Origin of the sequence: Clostridium sp. 'White wine YQ', from assembly GCF_028728205.1 — a bacterium.
GTDB lineage: Bacteria > Bacillota > Clostridia > Clostridiales > Clostridiaceae > Clostridium_T.
Window position 1 is genome coordinate 44,442 of sequence record NZ_JAQYUU010000005.1, and the last position, 18,704, is coordinate 63,145.

Annotated in this window: 16 protein-coding genes; 3 read left to right on the forward strand and 13 right to left on the reverse strand. The window is 30.4% G+C overall.

Features of this window, described 5'->3' with window-relative positions; genetic code table 11:
- Positions 1–2 precede the first annotated feature (2 nt).
- From lon to PTZ02_RS14450, 8 genes are all read right to left on the reverse strand, one after another.
- Positions 3–2,384, reverse strand: coding sequence for an endopeptidase La (lon, locus tag PTZ02_RS14415; RefSeq protein WP_274228503.1), 2,382 nt, complete (start codon positions 2,382–2,384; stop codon positions 3–5).
- Positions 2,385–2,507: 123 nt separating this feature from the next.
- A complete protein-coding gene (locus tag PTZ02_RS14420) occupies positions 2,508–3,068 on the reverse strand; it encodes a TetR/AcrR family transcriptional regulator (protein WP_274228504.1) in 561 nt (186 codons plus the stop codon).
- Between the two features lie 129 nt (positions 3,069–3,197).
- Entirely contained in the window at positions 3,198–4,235 is a 1,038-nt protein-coding gene (gene rsgA / locus PTZ02_RS14425) for a ribosome small subunit-dependent GTPase A (protein ID WP_274228505.1), read from the reverse strand.
- Positions 4,236–4,691: 456 nt separating this feature from the next.
- A complete protein-coding gene (locus PTZ02_RS14430; protein WP_274228506.1) occupies positions 4,692–5,297 on the reverse strand; it encodes a DUF3793 family protein in 606 nt (201 codons plus the stop codon).
- Between the two features lie 132 nt (positions 5,298–5,429).
- Positions 5,430–6,761: an SPFH domain-containing protein gene (locus tag PTZ02_RS14435; RefSeq protein ID WP_274228507.1), complete on the reverse strand. Its 1,332-nt coding sequence runs from the start codon at positions 6,759–6,761 to the stop codon at positions 5,430–5,432.
- Between the two features lie 35 nt (positions 6,762–6,796).
- Positions 6,797–7,831, reverse strand: a complete 1,035-nt coding sequence (locus PTZ02_RS14440) for a Tim44 domain-containing protein (protein WP_274228508.1) — start codon at positions 7,829–7,831, stop codon at positions 6,797–6,799.
- 155 nt (positions 7,832–7,986) lie between these two features.
- Positions 7,987–8,670, reverse strand: coding sequence for a L,D-transpeptidase family protein (locus PTZ02_RS14445; protein ID WP_274228509.1), 684 nt, complete (start codon positions 8,668–8,670; stop codon positions 7,987–7,989).
- A 178-nt stretch (positions 8,671–8,848) separates the two neighbouring features.
- A complete protein-coding gene (locus tag PTZ02_RS14450) occupies positions 8,849–10,069 on the reverse strand; it encodes an MFS transporter (protein ID WP_274228510.1) in 1,221 nt (406 codons plus the stop codon).
- Positions 10,070–10,298: 229 nt separating this feature from the next.
- On the opposite strand from PTZ02_RS14450, the gene PTZ02_RS14455 reads away from it, so the two are divergent.
- Together PTZ02_RS14455 and PTZ02_RS14460 are read left to right on the forward strand one after the other, a co-directional pair.
- Complete coding sequence (locus PTZ02_RS14455; RefSeq protein ID WP_274228511.1) at positions 10,299–11,180, forward strand: AraC family transcriptional regulator; 882 nt, start codon at positions 10,299–10,301, stop codon at positions 11,178–11,180.
- A gap of 487 nt (positions 11,181–11,667) precedes the next feature.
- A complete protein-coding gene (locus tag PTZ02_RS14460; protein WP_274228512.1) occupies positions 11,668–13,761 on the forward strand; it encodes a glutamine synthetase III family protein in 2,094 nt (697 codons plus the stop codon).
- Positions 13,762–13,814: 53 nt separating this feature from the next.
- Here the strand turns inward: PTZ02_RS14460 and PTZ02_RS14465 are convergent, their stop codons facing one another.
- From PTZ02_RS14465 to PTZ02_RS14485, 5 genes are all read right to left on the reverse strand, one after another.
- Positions 13,815–14,543 carry a 4Fe-4S binding protein gene (locus tag PTZ02_RS14465; RefSeq protein WP_274228513.1) on the reverse strand — a complete coding sequence of 243 codons (729 nt, stop codon included), beginning with the start codon at positions 14,541–14,543 and terminating at the stop codon, positions 13,815–13,817.
- Between the two features lie 2 nt (positions 14,544–14,545).
- Positions 14,546–14,974, reverse strand: coding sequence for a DUF3021 domain-containing protein (locus PTZ02_RS14470; RefSeq protein WP_274228514.1), 429 nt, complete (start codon positions 14,972–14,974; stop codon positions 14,546–14,548).
- Positions 14,975–14,987: 13 nt separating this feature from the next.
- The gene (locus PTZ02_RS14475; RefSeq protein WP_274228515.1) at positions 14,988–15,428 is read right to left on the reverse strand and encodes a LytTR family DNA-binding domain-containing protein; all 441 of its coding nucleotides are present in this window, start codon (positions 15,426–15,428) and stop codon (positions 14,988–14,990) included.
- Between the two features lie 182 nt (positions 15,429–15,610).
- Entirely contained in the window at positions 15,611–16,078 is a 468-nt protein-coding gene (locus tag PTZ02_RS14480) for a chemotaxis protein CheX (protein WP_274228516.1), read from the reverse strand.
- Positions 16,060–16,935, reverse strand: a complete 876-nt coding sequence (locus tag PTZ02_RS14485; protein ID WP_274228517.1) for a response regulator — start codon at positions 16,933–16,935, stop codon at positions 16,060–16,062. Before PTZ02_RS14485 ends, PTZ02_RS14480 begins: the two co-directional genes overlap by 19 nt.
- A gap of 342 nt (positions 16,936–17,277) precedes the next feature.
- On the opposite strand from PTZ02_RS14485, the gene PTZ02_RS14490 reads away from it, so the two are divergent.
- Positions 17,278–18,606, forward strand: coding sequence for an FAD-dependent oxidoreductase (locus PTZ02_RS14490; RefSeq protein WP_274228518.1), 1,329 nt, complete (start codon positions 17,278–17,280; stop codon positions 18,604–18,606).
- Positions 18,607–18,704 lie beyond the last annotated feature (98 nt).

Genomic DNA, 18,704 nt, shown 5'->3' on the forward strand with positions numbered 1-18,704 from the left:
ACTTACACTTCTGAAATGCCAAAATGTCCTTCAAGTGATAATTCTGGGTTTAATACACGTTGTACTGATGGTAATGATATTCCTAAAGCTTCTTTTATTACTTCTTCTATTGTCTCGACAGCTATTATCTCTAATTCTTCCTTTATTTCTTCTGGAACATCCTTTAAGTCAACAACATTATCTTTTGGAATTAATACTTTTTTTATCCCAGCTCTTTGAGCCCCTATAAGTTTTTCTTTTAATCCACCAATTGGTAATACAGCACCTCTTAAGGTAATCTCACCTGTCATTGCTAACTTTGGATTTACTCTCACTCCAGTAACTAAAGATGCTAGTGCTGTAAATAGGGTTATTCCTGCTGATGGACCATCCTTTGGAACTGCTCCTGAAGGTACATGTATGTGTAAATCTTTTTCTTTAAATGTATTCACTGCAAATCTTGATTTTAATAGACTTAATGATATTCTTGCTGATTCTTTCATTACATCTCCAAGTTTACCAGTTAAAATAACTTGTCCATTACCAGGCATATCTGTAGCTTCTATAAAGAGAATCTCTCCTCCTACAGGTGTCCAAGCAAGGCCTGTTACTACTCCAGCTGGATTACTATCTTGAGCTTTATCATGTCTTGATACCTTTCTACCTAGTAGTTCCTCTAATTGGTCTTCATTTACTACAAACGGAGTCTTTTTCTTACTTGACACCATTTTTTCAGTAGCTACTCTAGCTATAGTTGCTAATTGCTTTTTAAGTCCTCTAACCCCTGCTTCCATAGTATAATCACTGATAATTGCTTGCAGTGCATCATCCTCTATAATTAATTTCTTGGATGTTAATCCATGTTCCTCAATTACTGAAGGAATTAGATGATTTTTAGCTATATGGAACTTCTCATTAATTGTATAGCTTGATATTTGAATGACTTCCATTCTATCTAATAATGGTGCAGGTATTCCTTGAGTAGAATTTGCTGTTGCTATAAAGAATACTTGTGATAAATCATAAGGTACATCTAAATAATGATCAGTAAATGTACTATTTTGTTCTGGATCAAGAACTTCTAATAATGCGCTTGCAGGATCTCCGTTGTAACCAGTCATTAACTTATCAATTTCATCAAGTATCATTACTGGATTTTTAACTCCTGCATTTTTAATTCCTTGAATTATTCTTCCAGGCATTGCTCCTACATATGTCCTTCTATGTCCTCGTATTTCGGCTTCATCTCTAACTCCACCTAAACTTAAACGTATATATTCTCTATTAAGAGCTTCTGAAATACTCTTACCTAAGCTTGTTTTACCTGTTCCCGGAGGCCCTACTAATAATAAAATTGAACCTTTCTTATTCTTCTTAAGCTTCATTACTGCTAGATATTGCAATATTCTTTCCTTAACTTTTTCTAATCCATAATGATCATCATTAAGAATTTTTCTTGCTCTAACAACATTTATATCTTTTTGCTCATCAACGTTCCAAGGAAGTTTTAATAAAAGTTCTAAATAGTTACGTATAACATTATATTCTGAACTACTAGGGTTTTGACTTTCAAGTTTAGTTGCTTCCTCTAATGCAACTTCTTCCACTTCTGATGGCATTCTTGCTTCTTTTATTCTTTCTCTATAATCGGCGTCCTTCTTTTTACTTCCATCTTTTCCTATACTTAATTCCTCTTGTATTGCTTTAAGTTGCTCCCTTAAAACAGCTTCTCTATAACTCTTATTGGCTTTTTTATTAAATCTTTCAGCCATTTCGAATTGCAATTGAATACTTTCTCTTTGTTTTAAAAGATAATCTATAAACTTTAAGCTTCTCTCTTTTACGCTTTGAGTCTTCATCAAGTCATATTTTTCTTCACTAGATATTTGCATGTATTGAGTTAAGTATCCGATTAGAGCATTTAAATCATTCATACCCTCGATAATCTTAACGAAAGCTTCTGCCCCTTTAAAGTTTTCACCAATTTCTTCAGTTGTTTTCTTAATATACTTAAGCATATCTTCTTTATTTTTTCCATCAATATCATTTATATCCGATGCTAATTCATATTCAGCTATTATAGCATTTTCTTTAAAACTTGATGTTTTTATTTCAACCCTATCAATAACCTTAATTTTTGCTTGATGTGAATCATCCTTGTTAACTATATCAATTATCTTAAATAATACACCTACATTATGTAAGTCTTCTTCTTTCATGTCATCTCTATTAAAGTTTTGCCTTAAGGGTAGAGCAATAGCATTATTATCTTCAGTAGATAAAATCTCTAATTCCTCTTTTGTTAATCTGTTTATCTTTAATGTATAGGTCATACCTGTTAATAAAACTAAGTTTGCTACAGGTATTACTATTGCTTCATTATTCTTTAAATTATATTTTTCCATATTACTCACTCCTTTTAATAAATATTCTTAAGTGAATGTTCATTTATTATATTCTATTTTTTTAACGAGATTATTTATTATAATATTATAAAAATAGCCTCGCAAAATAAATGAATCATTTACTTATACTAATAGAGCATATTGAATTATTTGTATCATTTCTTCAATTAACTCTTTTTCCTTATCATTATCATTTTTGTTAATAGTAATTGCTTTTAGTGGTGAAAATAATATTGCAACTATATTTTCATTTTTATAATTTTTAATGATTTTCTTATCCTTCATTTCATCTAACAACTTATAAAGAATACATATTCCAGATTTCCCTTTACAATTATTAGACAGTGCTGGACAACTTGAGAATTGATCAACGAAATGAAAAACTTCTTCATTTTCATTTATATATGAATAATAATTTCTAATAAGCTGTTCTATTATTTTCTTTCCATCCATTTCATTTTTAAGTTTACTTAATAAATATTCAAATACTTCTTCTGAATATTCTCTATAAATATCCCTAAGCATTACTTCTTTATTATCATAATAGATATACACTGTTGCAGGTGAAACTCCAGCTTCTTTTGCAATTTTAGAAATTGATGCACCATGAAAACCTTCATGAAGGGTTAACTTAATAACTGCTTCCTTTATTTTCTTTTGTTTTTCATCATCTTTCTTTCTCATTAACTCACCTCTATTTTATTCTATAATAAATGTTCATTCATTTATTGTCAATAGTAATTATCAATTAAAAATTATACTTTTTTATATTATTAAAGCTGCCTCTTCACTATAAGGCAGCTTTTAATTATTCTACTTCTTTCTTAATTTCTTTTGCTGTTGTCTAAGATTAGATTCTTCCTTTCTCTTAGCAAATTCCGCTTCTTTTTTTAACTTCAAGTAATTATTCCAACGATCTTTTGATAATTCCCCAGTTTCTAATGCATCTTTAACTGCACATCCAGGTTCACTTTGATGACTACAATCTCTAAATTTACATTTAACAGCTAGTTCCTCAATTTCGGAGAACGTAATATCTAACCCATCTGTTACATTCCACATTTCCAACTCTCTCATTCCAGGGGTATCAATTACCATAGTTCCATTGTCTAGCATGATTAATTGTCTATGAGTTGTTGTATGCTTTCCTTTACTATCATCTTCTCTAATTGAATTTACCTTCATAACCTCTTTACCTGAAACTCTGTTCACAAGCGATGACTTTCCAACTCCGGAAGATCCTAAAAATACAATTGTTTTTTTGGGCTTAATATATTTATCTAATAAATCAATGCCTTTACCTGTATACGAACTTACTGGAATCACGTCTACTCCAACCGCTATATTTTCAATTTCGTTCTTTTCAGTTTGATAGTCATCACATAGATCAGCTTTAGTTAGTATAATTACAGGAATTCCTCCACTCTGCCAAGCTGTACTTAAATATCTTTCTATTCTCTTAATATTAAAATCTTGATTAAGTGATACCATAATAAATACATAATCAAAATTCACTGCAACAACTTGCTCTATTCTATTCCATGAATCTAACCTTGAGAATTTAGTTCTTCTCTCAAGTACCTTATAAATAGTACTCTCTCCATAAGGATTGTACTTTAAAAGCACAAAATCACCAACTGTAGGGTATATATTTTCTACTTTATCGCTATAAAAAATAGATCCTTTTAGTTTTCCTGGAACCTCGCCATACTCCGTAATAATTTTATACTGCTCCTTATGCACCTCTACAATTCTTCCTGGAATCAATTCATTATCTAAACTATCTAACTCTAATAATTGCTTTTCATAAAAATCTGTATAACCATACTTTTCAATAATACTATTATTCATCTAATTCCTCCAAATGCTTATTTATTTTTTTCATAATATAAAATAAATTTTTCATATAACATCACTCCTTTCAAAAAATAAACAATCTTCTAAAAATGGGCATAAAAATTCCGCAGAAGTAACCATAAAAAAATTATTATTACTTTCTGCGGATAAATATATTGATTTAAAATATTGTAGAACCCTAAAAAGGTAAAAAAAATACGCCCTTTTCACGGCGTTACTTATCCAAATAAGTTTTTATGAAAGGTTACTATACTCTGCGGAAATGTATGTTCATAAAATCACATTTTAATAACTACATTTTCGCCCATATTCAGTTTTAAATCATAACCACCTTTAATCTGTTACTCATTAATACCATCTCCTTTCATAAAGATATATCTATTAACAAAATATATCTTACTACCACAAATAATACTATTTATAGTCTAAACTGTCAACCACTGTATATATTCATCTCCTAAATATTTCTGTTGGTTTAACTCCTGATACCATAATCCTAACAAAATCATTTCTAATACTATCATATTTTTCAAAGATATTTTTTGCTTCTTCTATATTACTATATACCTTCCAGTATCCAACTAACTTACAATTCTCTTTTGTATCCTCCATAAAATGAGCAACATCATCTAAAGGATATCCTAAAAAAATCCCTATTTCATGGGGGCAAGATTCTTTATATCGGTCTTTTAATAATGATAGACTTTCTTTTAATGTCATTCCCTTCTTATATCCAAAGTTCTCAAGAAATTCAACATTTCCTTCTTCTCTTAAAACTTTTTTTAGAATCTCTTCATTATAGAACAGCACAACTGTGCTCTTTTGATCTTTTTTAAGTTCTAAAAATTTGACTCTTAACTTATCTTTAACTTCATCTTTAAACCTCTCCCAATCTTTTTGTAGATTACGTCTATCATTACTAAATATAAGCAGGGATGCCGCTTTTTCTTTAGTTAATGTTGGACCAGCACTATACATTATTGTTGAAAATAGATATTCAATATTATTATATGTATTTATAATTTTTAAGTAATTACTCAATTCATCTGTGCTCATATTTTTCTTCCTTTGCTTTATATTCTTACTCCTTATTTTTAATTTTTCAGCCTATTCTTATTCACTCGAATTTCACATCATTTTTATAAATAAAAAAAGATAAAGCTCCAGCTCTATCTTCTTGTTTATAAATCATATTTTATTTTCTGCTCCGCATTCTGGACAGAATTTAAATGGTTTATCTGCTTCATAACCGCAGGTTTCACATTTACCATCAAGTGGCTTTTTATTTCCACACTCTCCGCAGAACTTCCCCGTATTCTCAGCTCCACATTGACATATCCATGTACTCGATGCCTTTACTGGTACAGGGGCAGTTTTCCCACATTCCATACAGAATTTTCCTGTGTTTTCTGTTCCACATTCGCATGTCCAAGTTTGAGAAGGTTGAGATGTTTGAGGTTTACTTTGAACTTGGGCACTTTCTTCTTTTACCTTTTGTTCTTGCTGTGGATTTTGGGTTAATGAATTAAATAGCTGTGCCTCATCAAAGCCTCCATTACCGCCTGCTTGTTGAGCAAATCCCATTCCCATAAAACCGGTCATAGCCCCTGCTTTATTTGAAGCTGCTTTTTCAAGTGCAGCACCCTTTGATTGTATATAGCTTGCTGCAAGCATTCTTGGATCTGTATAAACTCTTGTGCTTTGGAATTCTTCTATCTTCTTTGCACTATCTGCATCAGGTGTTACTGATGCTAGTGCAAAAGATACTACTGATATACCTCTTTTCTCTACCCATTCAGAAGTCATTTCAGCATTTAAAGCTTGAGCTAGTTCTTTTGTAAATAATGTAAGTTGATCATATGGGATTCCTTTTAATCCTATTTTTCCTAAAGCGTATTGTAAATTATTTTGTATCTCTGACTTAAATTGAGAATCTATCTGATCCCTGGTAAATTCGTAGCCTATATTTCCACAAACATTAGTATAAAACATTATTGGATTTGTAATCTTATAGGAATATTCTCCAAAGCATCTTAGTTTAATAGTAAAATTAAACTCACTATCCCTAAACGGAATATCTCCTGCTCCTATTTTATTCCCCATTAGTTCCTTCATATTTACGTAGTAAACCCTTTGATCATGGTCTTGCTGCCCACCTGCTTTGAACCTATCCATAGCAGTTCCTATGCTTTTCATGAAGCCATCCTTTAATTCCTTCATTCCGCCTGTTAACATTGATGGTGATGTTCCTGTATTGTAAATATATTCGCCTGGTTCAGCGCAGAAATCAATTATCTTTCCATCTTCTACTATTATCATACACTGTGAATCTGAAACTACTAATCTAGAACCATCTGTTATGATATTGTCATTTCCCCTATTTGTACTTCCATCTAATCTTTTATTTTGTCCTTTTCTCACAAGTACATCCATAGGCATTGAATCACAGTACATAAACTCTTTATATTGATCCCTTAAAGTACCCTTAAGTGCATTTGCCGCTGCAGCTATTATCCCCATTTTTTTAAATCCTCCATTTTATTTATATTTGATAATTAATTTATAAATACTCCGCCATTTCCTACCTGGGTATCTTCATTTATACAGTCTAAATCGCTTAATACCCAATCATGCTCTCCTGTTGTTACAATAAAATCACAGTACTCACATTTACCAGCACTTGTAACCTGTATTGGTGCTCCACAATGTGGACATTGTTTTGTACTCATATTACTTGTAGCTGGGTCAGTTTTTACTCCAACATTTCTCATAAAAGTCAAAAGATATTTATTAGTGAATCTTGTTTCATCGTCCCCTTTAACTATCTTTCGCGTATCTTCATCTATGATATAATCATTCATTGATGCATGTAAGTATACAGTTAAATATTCATATTCTACATCCCTTACATACTTAAATAGATATGATTGATTTACTGAAATACGTTCAACAACATTAATTCTATGCATCCTCTTATATTCTTGTAATTGTAATTCATGCATTCTAAATAATTCTTCTTTTTCAAATGGTCTTATCTTAGCCCAATCTCTTGAGGTCCAAGCTTCTTGTAATGATACAAATACCTCCTGACTCCAGCCTATAAACTTATCAGGCGAGAATAATGGATCCATCTTTATAATCTCATTTCTAATTGCTACTGTATTATCTACTACTTCCTGTCTAACACTTGGTGAAATCTCTCTCTCTCTATTCTCATCATTAAGAAAATCTTTAAAATTATCTATGTCTTCTTGCTTAATTGCTCCCTTTCTTTTTAGTACAAAAACTATCAGTAGTACTATACCAATTAGAACTATTGCTCCTATTGATAGCCCTCCTCCGATGAATGATTTTTTTGACTTACTACTAGTTGTACTTTTGGAACTACTTGACTTAGCCTTACTACTAGGCGTCTTCTTTTGATTATTATTGTTACCAACATCCGCCTTTACATTGTCATAATCATAAACTGTATATTGAATACCTACCTGATTCAAAAACCTTCCAGTTGATTTTTCAATGTTATTAGCTTGTCCGAAGGTAATGAAGACCACTACAATAATCAATAAAATTCTAATGTATTTTTTCATTTTTACTCCCCCACTACTACCAATATATTAATATATAGTTTATAACTTATATAAATATAACAATTTTTATATATGTTAATTATTATATATATCTCTCTATTCAGTTAGTCCCTATAACTATAATTAACAAGGTAGCTTCACTCATCTGAAGCTACCTAATCAATTAGTCTTATTCCTAGACTTTTATATAGTTCTTTATCTATAAAATGATTAATAGATAAATTATTTTCTACTCTATATTCCATTATACTTTTCTTCATGCTTTCCCCATAAACTCCATCAACTTTTCCAAAGTAATATCCTTTTTCTTTCAATATTCTTTGTATCTCAAGAACATCTGCCCCTCTATCACCCGGTTTCAATGTCTTCAGTCCTTTTCCAAATGGTCCATAAGGACCAGCATATATTGTTACAATCATTCCTACTGTAACTTTTTCATATAATTCTTCTATATCTTTATTAAACATTCTTATACATCCATGAGATGCTTCTGACCCAATTGAACTTGGATTATTTGTTCCATGAATTCCGTATTTCCCCCAAGGAACATTTAGTCCTATCCACCTTGTTCCAAATCCCCCACTCCAAGCTCCCATTCTAATAACTTTCCAAGTTCCTATAGGTGAAGGAGTATTTGGCTTTCCACTTGCTACAATATAACTTTTAATGATTGTATTTCTATCCTTGTTTATCAGATAAAGTCTTTCTTCACTTAAATCTATTAAAATTGCACTATTATTCTTTTTATCACTAGCACTACTTCTAATAACAGTTATATTTGAAATAATAATAAAAACACATAAAAAACATATGGCTTTACTAAAAAATGTTTTTTTCAAGTACAACACCTCAAATTCGTCAATAATAATTTTATTTTGTCCTAAGTAGTTAACATAATTAGAGGTATTTTTTTCTTACTTTTGATTTTTATATTATTTTATAAAAAAAAGATGTGAAGTCCTTAGGACTCCACACCATTTGTATCATTGAATTTTACCCCTTATATGTACTAATTTATTAGCTATTTTCTAATTTATCAACACTCCAAAGCTTAGGAAATAGTTTTATCCACAAAAATACCACTATTATTGTACCTATTCCCCCAATTAAAACTGCATTTACAGGTCCAAACCATGCCGTTGTTAGCCCCGATTCAAATTCTCCTAGCTGATTTGATGTTCCTATAAACATTTGATTAACAGAACTCACTCTTCCTCTCATATTATCCGGAGTTTCTAACTGTACCAATGTAGATCTTATAACTACGCTAATTACATCTGATGCTCCTAGAACAAAAAGAAATGCTAAAGATAAAACAAAGGATTTTGATAGCGAGAATAGTATTGTAGCTATTCCAAAAAATATTACTGCAGTAAACATAATATGTCCTACTCTTCTTTTCAATGGTCTTCTTGCCAATACAATTGACATAAGTAACGCACCTACTGCAGGTGCTGAACGCATAACACCTAATCCTATTGGCCCTACCATCAAAATCTTACTTGCAAATACCGGTAATACTGCTGTAGCTCCCCCAAATAGCACCGCAAAAAGATCTAAGGATATTGCACCAAGAATTATAGGTTTACTCTTTATGAATGTAATTCCAGCAAATAATGTTTTAATGGTTGCTGCATTTGCTTTCTCTTGTTGCTTTCTTAATGTTATTAGTGAAATAAGAAAGCTTGTACAAAGAGATAATACTCCTGCAATAGTATATACAACATTTGCCCCAAATGAATATAGTACTCCCCCAACAGCTGGTCCCATTATTGTTGCAAATTGGAAAGCTGATGCCAGTAATGCAGCTGCTCTAGGAAAGCTCTCTTTACTAACGATATTAGGTAACATGGATTGCATTGGAGGACCCTGAAATGCATTTACTATTCCTAATATAGAGACTGTTACAAGAATTATTTCTTTAGTAATTATCCCTTTATAACTAGCAAAAGCTAAGAAGAGAACTGCGATACCTTCTAATGATTTGCACAAGCAAATTATAATCTTTCTATTAAATCTATCTGCCACATATCCAACAACAATGGTAAGAAGAAACATGGGAACAAACTCCACTAATCCAACTAAACCTAGATAAAAAGCACTATCAGTAATTGAATATATCTGCCAACCAACTGCAATAGTAACCATTTGAACTGAAAATGCTCCTATTATACGTGCAAATAACAAAAAAGCTAAAGATCTATTTTCTAGTAATTGTGATGTATTTACTGACGTCATAAAACTCAAAACCTTTCTACTTGTTTATTAGCTAATTATTAGTATAAAATTGATATTATAGAATTAGTTTTTAAAAACATCTAATTTCTATATTCCTAATTATTTCAACATAAAAGCTTTAAATTTAGTATTTTTATTTATCATTATAAACACTAATCTAAGTAATTTCATTAATAAATTTGCTACAAAATAGCATTATATTGATTTTTACTTTAAGAAAGGAATCGTTATGAATTCTTTATCTTCACCAAATTTTGATTATCCTAAAATGAAAATTGATTACGATATTAACATTGAATTTCCTATAAAAATTAGATGTCATGAACATACTGAGCCTGGCCCAATTGTAGAAAGTCACTTTCATGACCACTTTATGTTATGTTACATAGTAAATGGTGAATGCATAGTCCACTGTAATACTAAACATATTGCTGCAAATAAAGATGACTTAATAGTAATAAACAATAACGATGCCCATTATATAGAATGTTTATGTACTAATCTCGTCTACTATATAATAAAAATTGATTTTGCCTTCCTATTAGGAAACCAAAAAGATTTAGATAAAACTGATTATATTGAAGCCTTAATAAAAAATAACGTTAGATTTTCTAATGAGATCTCGAAGAATAAAGAACTATTAAGCGAAATAAACATATTAGTAAATGAATCTCAAAATAAGAACTTAGGATATGAATTGATTGTTAAATCTTCAATTTTTCGAATAATAGTTATGTTACTTAGAAATAATTTAGAGTCTATATCTATATCAACAAATAATAGAAAAAACTTATATAGTATGAATAGCTTGAAAGAAGTATTAGAATATATTGATTCCCATTATAATGAAAAGATAACTCTTACAAAACTAGCCACTATGTCTAATCTAAGTAAACACCATTTTTGCAGACTATTTAAAAGATTTACTGGTAAAACTTTTACAGATTATATCAACCTTTTACGTATAAATAAAGCCGTTTCACTCTTAAAAGATAAGGACTTAAATATAAATGAAGTAGCACTAAGTGTTGGGTTTAACGATAGCAATTATTTTAGTAGAATATTTAAGAGATACAAAAATATTTCACCGAATAAGATTAGAAACAAATAACTACTCCTTTATAAAAAACTATTGAAAAGCACCCTATACTTCATGAGAAGTTCATAGTTAATTTTTGATTTTATGGCTAATTTAATATTAAAATTTCATTTTTCATATTGAATTAATGTTATTGGACGAGTATAATTAATTTATAATATTATACAAGCTAAGGCAGTTTATATAATATGTAGTTAATGAGTTTTTTATTGTATTAAAATTAATATGTAAATTTTTAGCAACGGAGCTAGAGAACTTTCTCTAGCTCTATCTTTTTTTAATGTAATATTATCCCATTTATTCATATATATAGATGTCCGCAATATTATTATTATAATTTTAAAAATATAACTAACTTAAAAACAATTTGTCAGAATTAATATATTTTTCGTTGACAATTTATCAGTTATATTCTAGAATTTTTTTATAATTATTATTTTCACAAGTTAATTAATAACATTTTATATAATCTTGTCTATATTGAAAGGAGAATTTATTAATGAGTAAAGTCACTGAAATTTTTGGATCATATGTATTTAATGATTCCGTAATGAAAGATCGTCTTCCAAAGGCTACTTATAAAGCTTTAAAAAAGACAATTCAAGAAGGAACTTCTCTTTCACCTGAAGTAGCTGATGTAGTTGCTTCTGCTATGAAAGATTGGGCAGTTGAGAATGGTGCAACTCATTTTACTCACTGGTTCCAACCACTAACTGGTATTACTGCTGAAAAACACGATTCTTTTATTAGTCCAACCTCTGATGGAAAGGTAATATTAGAATTCTCAGGAAAAGAATTAATCAAGGGGGAACCAGATGCTTCTTCTTTCCCATCAGGTGGATTAAGAGCTACTTTTGAAGCTAGAGGATATACTGCTTGGGATTGCACTTCACCAGCATTTTTAAAAGATGGTTCTCTATGCATACCAACTGCATTCTGTTCTTATAATGGAGAAGCTTTAGATAAGAAAACTCCATTACTACGTTCTATGGAAGCTCTATCAAAACAAGCTTTACGTGTACTAAGAGTTCTTGGAAACACTACTACACAAAGAGTTATCACAACTGTAGGACCTGAACAAGAATACTTCTTAATCGACAAAAAAATGTATGATGCTCGTAAAGACCTTATTCTTACTGGAAGAACACTATTCGGTGCAAAACCTTCAAAAGGTCAAGAACTTGAAGATCATTACTTTGGAACAATAAAAGAAAGAGTTTCTGAATTCATGAAAGAAGTTGATGAAGAACTTTGGAAGCTTGGAATTTCAGCTAAAACTAAGCATAACGAAGTTGCACCTGCTCAACATGAATTAGCTCCAATATTCACTACAACAAACATCGCAACTGATCACAATCAACTTACAATGGAAGTTATGAAAAAAGTTGCATTAAGACATGATCTTTATTGCTTATTGCATGAAAAACCATTTGCAGGTGTAAATGGATCCGGTAAGCATAACAACTGGTCAATGGGAACTGATGATGGAGTAAACTTGCTTGAACCAGGTAAATCTCCACACGAAAATCAACAATTCTTATTATTCCTTTGTGCAGTTATAAAAGCTGTTGATGAATATGCTGATTTATTAAGAATGTCTGCTGCTAATGCTGGAAATGACCATCGTCTAGGTGCTAATGAAGCTCCTCCAGCTATAATATCAATATTCTTAGGAGATCAATTAACTGATATATTAGAACAAATTGAAAATGGACCTGCTACAAGTTCAAAATCTTCAAGCAAATTAACAATAGGGGTAAATACACTTCCTGCACTTCCAAAGGATGCAACTGATAGAAACAGAACTTCTCCATTTGCTTTCACTGGAAATAAATTTGAATTCAGAATGGTTCCATCTTCTGCTTCAATTGCAGCTTGTAACTTTACTTTAAATACAATAGTTGCTGAGATTTTATCAGAAATTGCTGATAGACTTGAAAAAGTTTCTGATATAGATGCTGAAGTGCAAACTATTCTTACTGAAATTGTTAAATCTCATAAGAGAATTATATTCAACGGTAATGGATATTCAGATGAATGGGTAGCTGAAGCTGAAAAGAGAGGTCTACCAAATATAAAATCAACTGTAGAAGCTACTAAATCATTAATTGCTGAGAAGAACTTAGCTGTATTAGAAAAGCATGGGGTTTTAAGCAGAGTTGAAATGGAATCTCGTTATGAAATAATGCTTGAAAATTATAACAAGACTATTAATATTGAAGCTTTAACTACACTTGAAATTGCAAAACGTCAAATCTTACCTTCAGTTATTAAGTTTGCAACTAGTCTTGCTGGTTCAATAAATACTATTAATGCTACTGGTATCAGTGTAGATTTATCTGCTCAAACTGAATTATTAACTGAAGTATCTACTTTAACTTCTTCATTAAAGAAAAAGGTAGCTGTTTTAGAAGAAGCTGTAGCTAAAGCAGATAATTTTGAAGGCGATGCATACGAATTAGGTATGATTTATAGATTCGAAGTATTCGAAAAAATGAATGAATTAAGAGAAGATGCTGATAAGCTTGAAACAATAGTTGACAGTGAATTCTGGCCACTACCAACTTATGGAGATATGTTATTTAACATTTAACTTATAAGTACTAAAAACAGAAGCCTTTTAAGGTTTCTGTTTTTCTTTATTTGCTATTTTTTCATAAGGCTATACCTAATTACTTTCTTAGGACATGTATCAATACATTGTCCACATAAGATACATTCAGAATTTTTCATATTTCCTTTTTGAACCATAGAACTAACTTCTAAGCTCATAGGACATTTTTTATTGCATAGCTTACAATCAATACACTTCTCCTTATCTGATTTTAAATGTAGTGAAGGATAATTAAACTTATCTTTAATCTTGCTGCCTATTATCATAAAAGGTGCCATCCAACAGCCATAATGACAAAATGCTCTTTTCCCTACTAATAAATTTAATAATGCAATTCCTCCAACAACAAAATAATAAATTATATAAGCTTGTACGCTAATTACAGATATACCATGATAAGTTTGATAGAAAAAGTCAACTTTATTAATTCCCCCTGCAGAGATAAACATTATGATAATTAGGATAACCCATGGGGCCCAAATTAGATACTTTATCCAATTAAGTTTACCACCTTTAACCTTTTTATCTACCGCCATAGAGCAACATTCTTGAAGTCCACCTGCAGGACATATCCATCCACAAAACCCTCTTCCAAGAAATAATGAAGCTAAAAACATTATCCCAAAAACTATAAAGCTTCCAGTAACTACCCCTTCAGAGGCTCCCATAACTATAAGATACGGGGAAAGATAATATAGGACTAATGGGAACAATAAAAATGATATTATTAGTAATGTACTTCTTATTCTTTGTCTTTTCATAATTATTCCTTCCTCCTAATATTCAATTCCATATTTATTTCCTTAACATACTTTTTCCATTGCAAGTAACATATTAACCAAACTATAAAATAAGTTGCAACAAATATTGTTATTGTTGAAATTATTACTTCTGAATCATTAATAAGCCATCCTGCCATTTTTGCACAAGGGATGTAAACTAGTGAAACACCGATAAAATGTACTATGGTTGCTCCTATTAAGCCTAATTTCTCAGATTGAAATAATATATTTAAAGCACCAAATGCAAATCCAATAATTGCAGCAGCAACATATTGATTAATTAAAAATTCTTTACTAAATGTTGCAGATTCCTTTGAGAATAACATCATTAATACTCCAATAGTTTGAATCAAAAATACTCCAATCACTATTCCTTTGAGACCTCTTCTTATAACATCTTTTAAATTCATAACAGTACCTCCTCTATAATCCTAGATAACTTTTTATCTTACTTACATATCTTCGTGACGAATATTCAATATCACCATTAATAAACTTAATACACATTGTTCCATTTAGGGACATCTCTAAATTTTTTATTTTATCCACATTTGCTATTACTGAATTTGAAATTCTTATAAAATTTGTTCCACTAACCTGTTCTTCAATCTCATATAGCTTCAGTTTTATTTGCAATATATCTTTTTCTGTTTTAGCTAGTACCTTTTGGTTTTCAGCATAAAAATAATATATATCCTTTGGATTTAATAAATATATTTTCTGATTCATGGTTCCATTAAAAACTTTATTTTGATTATTCTTAAGTTTATTAATCACTTCTTGAACTTGCTCTGTAATTTCATTTGTGAAGATAACTACTTTACATTCCTTTATATTTTCCTCTATCTTTACTTCTACCTTCAAACAATTCACCTCTATTCTTAACATCTCTCTTTGTTACTTAAAGTATAAAATATATTTTGCAGCTTAACTACAGTTCTTATATAAATGGTAGTTTTCTCTATATAAATGGTCTCAACCATAAAATATTATAAATTCCTAAAGAGTAAAAAAAACTGACACCGATGTACGATGTCAGTTCATTATTAAATAGTATTTTTTTCAAGTGCTATATTAACTTCAAATATCATGTCATTTACTTGCATTTCAACACAAACAACTTTATCTGAACTAGAATTTGCTGTAAATTCTCCATGTACTAATGTAGGCGTTGAAATGTTAATTTCAATGTTTTCTTTAGAAAAATTAATTGCTGCATTTGCTGTTAACATATTTGTTAATTCTGAGATAGCGCTCTGAGCTAATTCATCAAGTTCATTTACTGGCATTCCCATCATCATAGAAGATGCTATTTTTTTAGCGCTTTCCATACTAGTTCCGTAAATAACATTGCCCTTAATATCTCCCATTATTCCTAGAATAATCATTACCCCAGGACTTTCTATAAATCTACCCTTTAAGCTGATTCCTTTCTTTTGAACATCTGTCAAACCTACTTGAGGCATAACATTTAAAAATGAATCTAAAAAAGGATTTATATGCTTGACATCCATTCATCATCACCTCTTCCAAAACCTACATTTATGGACATGTCTCCAAATGCTGTTTTAACTTCTGCTGTATATGTAGTTTCTAATTCTGCTTTTGATATATTAATTGATTCTCCATGAAATATAGTTGGCGGTGCAACTCTAAGTCCAAATATCTTATTCTTTTTATTCATCATTGAACATGCATTTCCTGCTGCCATATTAGATATCTCGCCCATTACATTTAAAATTTCTTCACTATTCTTAGGATCTCTCTTTAATAATATTTTAGAGATATTTTCAGCTGTTTCAAATGACATATCAAAAATCATTCTTCCAGAACATTTTCCTATAATACCTAGTACTACAGAAATTCCTCTACTGCTTTTCTCTACATCTATATTATTTTCCTCAGTTACTTCAGGTACTGTCTTTGTAAGTTTATTAAATAAATCTAATAAAGCTTCCTTAAATACTTTAGAATATAACCCTTCTAATTCTAAGAACAATTCCTCATTTGCCATAACTCTATTTATTAATAATGTTATTTCCTCACTATCAACTGGCTTCTGAACATATCCAGAAACACGATTCTTTCTAGCTTTTCTTACAATTTCTTCGTCCATCATTGAACTAACAACTATTACTTTTACGTTAGGATCAATTTTATGTATTGCTCTTGTACATTCAAGTCCATCAGTTCCTGGAATAGTCATATCCATTGTTACTAAGTTTGGCTTCAAAGTCTTAGTAACCTCAATTACCTCTTCTAACGAACTAGCACTTCCGATAACATTGAATCCACTTTCTGTCAACAAATCCGTAAGGATTGAAATTTGGAAAGGAGAATCATCAACTATTACAACGTTTACACTACTCATACTTCCACCTACCCTTTCATTAACCCAATCTATTTTCCCTAGAAAACTACATAATAATTATCATGATACAATTATATTGTAAATTTTGATAATACTCAATAGCATTTTCCCAAATTTGAAGTTAAAACACATATAATTATCGTTAATCTTATATTAAATATTTATTCAGCTATACATCTACCCTTTTCGATTTCCAGAGCTATTTAGGGTTTCCAATCACCACAACTTATTACACAATTCTCCTTTACTCATCTTAATTCAACTTTCTAAATAAAACATAGAATATAATTATCTTCTATTGAGAAAATAATATTATGTTTTTTAATTGAAAGGAGCAGTAAAATGAGGATAGCAGTTATCGGATGTACTCATGCTGGCACAGCTGCAATAATAAATGTTGCAAAAAGGTATCCAGATGCTAGCATAACAGTCTATGAAAGAAATGATAATATCTCCTTCTTGTCTTGTGGAATTGCATTATATGTGGGTGGAATTGTTTCAGATCCTAAAGGTTTATTTTATAGTTCTCCAGAGGCCTTAGCTGAGCTTGGGGTAAAAACAAAAATGTCTCATGATGTATTAGATATTGATACTGATAGTAGGATACTTAAAGTAAAAAACTTAAAATCCAATGAAGAATTTGAGGATACATTTGATAAACTAATTATAACTACAGGTTCTTGGCCAATAATTCCCTCCATAGAAGGAATTGATTTAGATAATATATTACTTTCTAAAAATTACAATCACTCTAATACTATTATAGAAAAAGTTAAAAATTCCAACAAAATAATAGTTATTGGTGCTGGATACATAGGTGTTGAACTTGCAGAAGCCTTTGAACTTAATGGCAAGAAGGTCACTTTAATAGATAGCTTTGATAGAATTTTAAATAAATATCTTGATAAAGAATTTACTAGCTTGGCAGAAATGGCCTTTAGGAATCGTGGAGTTACGCTTGCTTTAGGAGAAACTGTAACAAAATTTGAAGGCATTGATGGTAAGGTTAACAAGGTCATAACAAATAAAGGAGATTATGAAGCTGATCTTGTGATTCTATGTATCGGTTTTAGACCAAGTACAGATTTATTCAAGGGAAAGTTAGATATGCTTCCAAACGGTGCGATTATTGTTGATGAATACATGCGAACAAATAAGGAAGGTATTTTTGCTGCTGGAGATTGTTGTGCTGTGACTTATAATCCGACAGGTGAAAGAGAATATATCCCCCTTGCTACCAATGCTGTTAGGATGGGTACTCTAATAGGAAGAAACTTAGTTATTCCAACTACTAAATATCTCGGCACTCAAGGAACTTCAGGAATAAAGATTTATGAGTATAATATTGCTTCAACAGGACTAACTGAAGAAGCTGCGAAAAAGGCTGGTTATGATATTAAAATAACATCAGTAACTGATAACTATAGGCCAGAATTCATGCCATCATTTGACGCTGCTACGATAAAAATCATTTATGAAACTAGCACAGAAATCATCCTTGGTGCTCAGATTATTTCAAAAACTGATTTAACTCAACTCATAAATACCATGTCTGTAGTAATACAAAATGAAATGACTATTGACGAACTTGCTTTTGTAGATTTCTTTTTCCAACCACACTTCAATAAGCCATGGAATTTACTAAACTTAGCTGCTTTAAATGCAAAATAGATAAAACTAATACTTCTATTTAATAACTAGAATGTGTATATTTTTTATTTATTTTTCAAACAATAGTTCTGAATATTACTTATATTTTTTTAATATAT

What these genes read in the sequence shown, in the direction of transcription:
- PTZ02_RS14485 (WP_274228517.1), bottom strand. Translation starts at nt 16,935, where the DNA reads ATGAGTAGTGTAAACGTTGTAATAGTTGATGATTCTCCTTTCCAAATT.
- lon (WP_274228503.1), bottom strand. Translation starts at nt 2,384, where the DNA reads ATGGAAAAATATAATTTAAAGAATAATGAAGCAATAGTAATACCTGTA.
- PTZ02_RS14460 (WP_274228512.1), top strand. Translation starts at nt 11,668, where the DNA reads ATGAGTAAAGTCACTGAAATTTTTGGATCATATGTATTTAATGATTCC.
- PTZ02_RS14440 (WP_274228508.1), bottom strand. Translation starts at nt 7,831, where the DNA reads ATGAAAAAATACATTAGAATTTTATTGATTATTGTAGTGGTCTTCATT.
- PTZ02_RS14435 (WP_274228507.1), bottom strand. Translation starts at nt 6,761, where the DNA reads ATGGGGATAATAGCTGCAGCGGCAAATGCACTTAAGGGTACTTTAAGG.
- PTZ02_RS14470 (WP_274228514.1), bottom strand. Translation starts at nt 14,974, where the DNA reads ATGAATTTAAAAGATGTTATAAGAAGAGGTCTCAAAGGAATAGTGATT.
- PTZ02_RS14455 (WP_274228511.1), top strand. Translation starts at nt 10,299, where the DNA reads ATGAATTCTTTATCTTCACCAAATTTTGATTATCCTAAAATGAAAATT.
- PTZ02_RS14450 (WP_274228510.1), bottom strand. Translation starts at nt 10,069, where the DNA reads ATGACGTCAGTAAATACATCACAATTACTAGAAAATAGATCTTTAGCT.
- PTZ02_RS14480 (WP_274228516.1), bottom strand. Translation starts at nt 16,078, where the DNA reads ATGGATGTCAAGCATATAAATCCTTTTTTAGATTCATTTTTAAATGTT.
- rsgA (WP_274228505.1), bottom strand. Translation starts at nt 4,235, where the DNA reads ATGAATAATAGTATTATTGAAAAGTATGGTTATACAGATTTTTATGAA.
- PTZ02_RS14420 (WP_274228504.1), bottom strand. Translation starts at nt 3,068, where the DNA reads ATGAGAAAGAAAGATGATGAAAAACAAAAGAAAATAAAGGAAGCAGTT.
- PTZ02_RS14490 (WP_274228518.1), top strand. Translation starts at nt 17,278, where the DNA reads ATGAGGATAGCAGTTATCGGATGTACTCATGCTGGCACAGCTGCAATA.
- PTZ02_RS14430 (WP_274228506.1), bottom strand. Translation starts at nt 5,297, where the DNA reads ATGAGCACAGATGAATTGAGTAATTACTTAAAAATTATAAATACATAT.
- PTZ02_RS14465 (WP_274228513.1), bottom strand. Translation starts at nt 14,543, where the DNA reads ATGAAAAGACAAAGAATAAGAAGTACATTACTAATAATATCATTTTTA.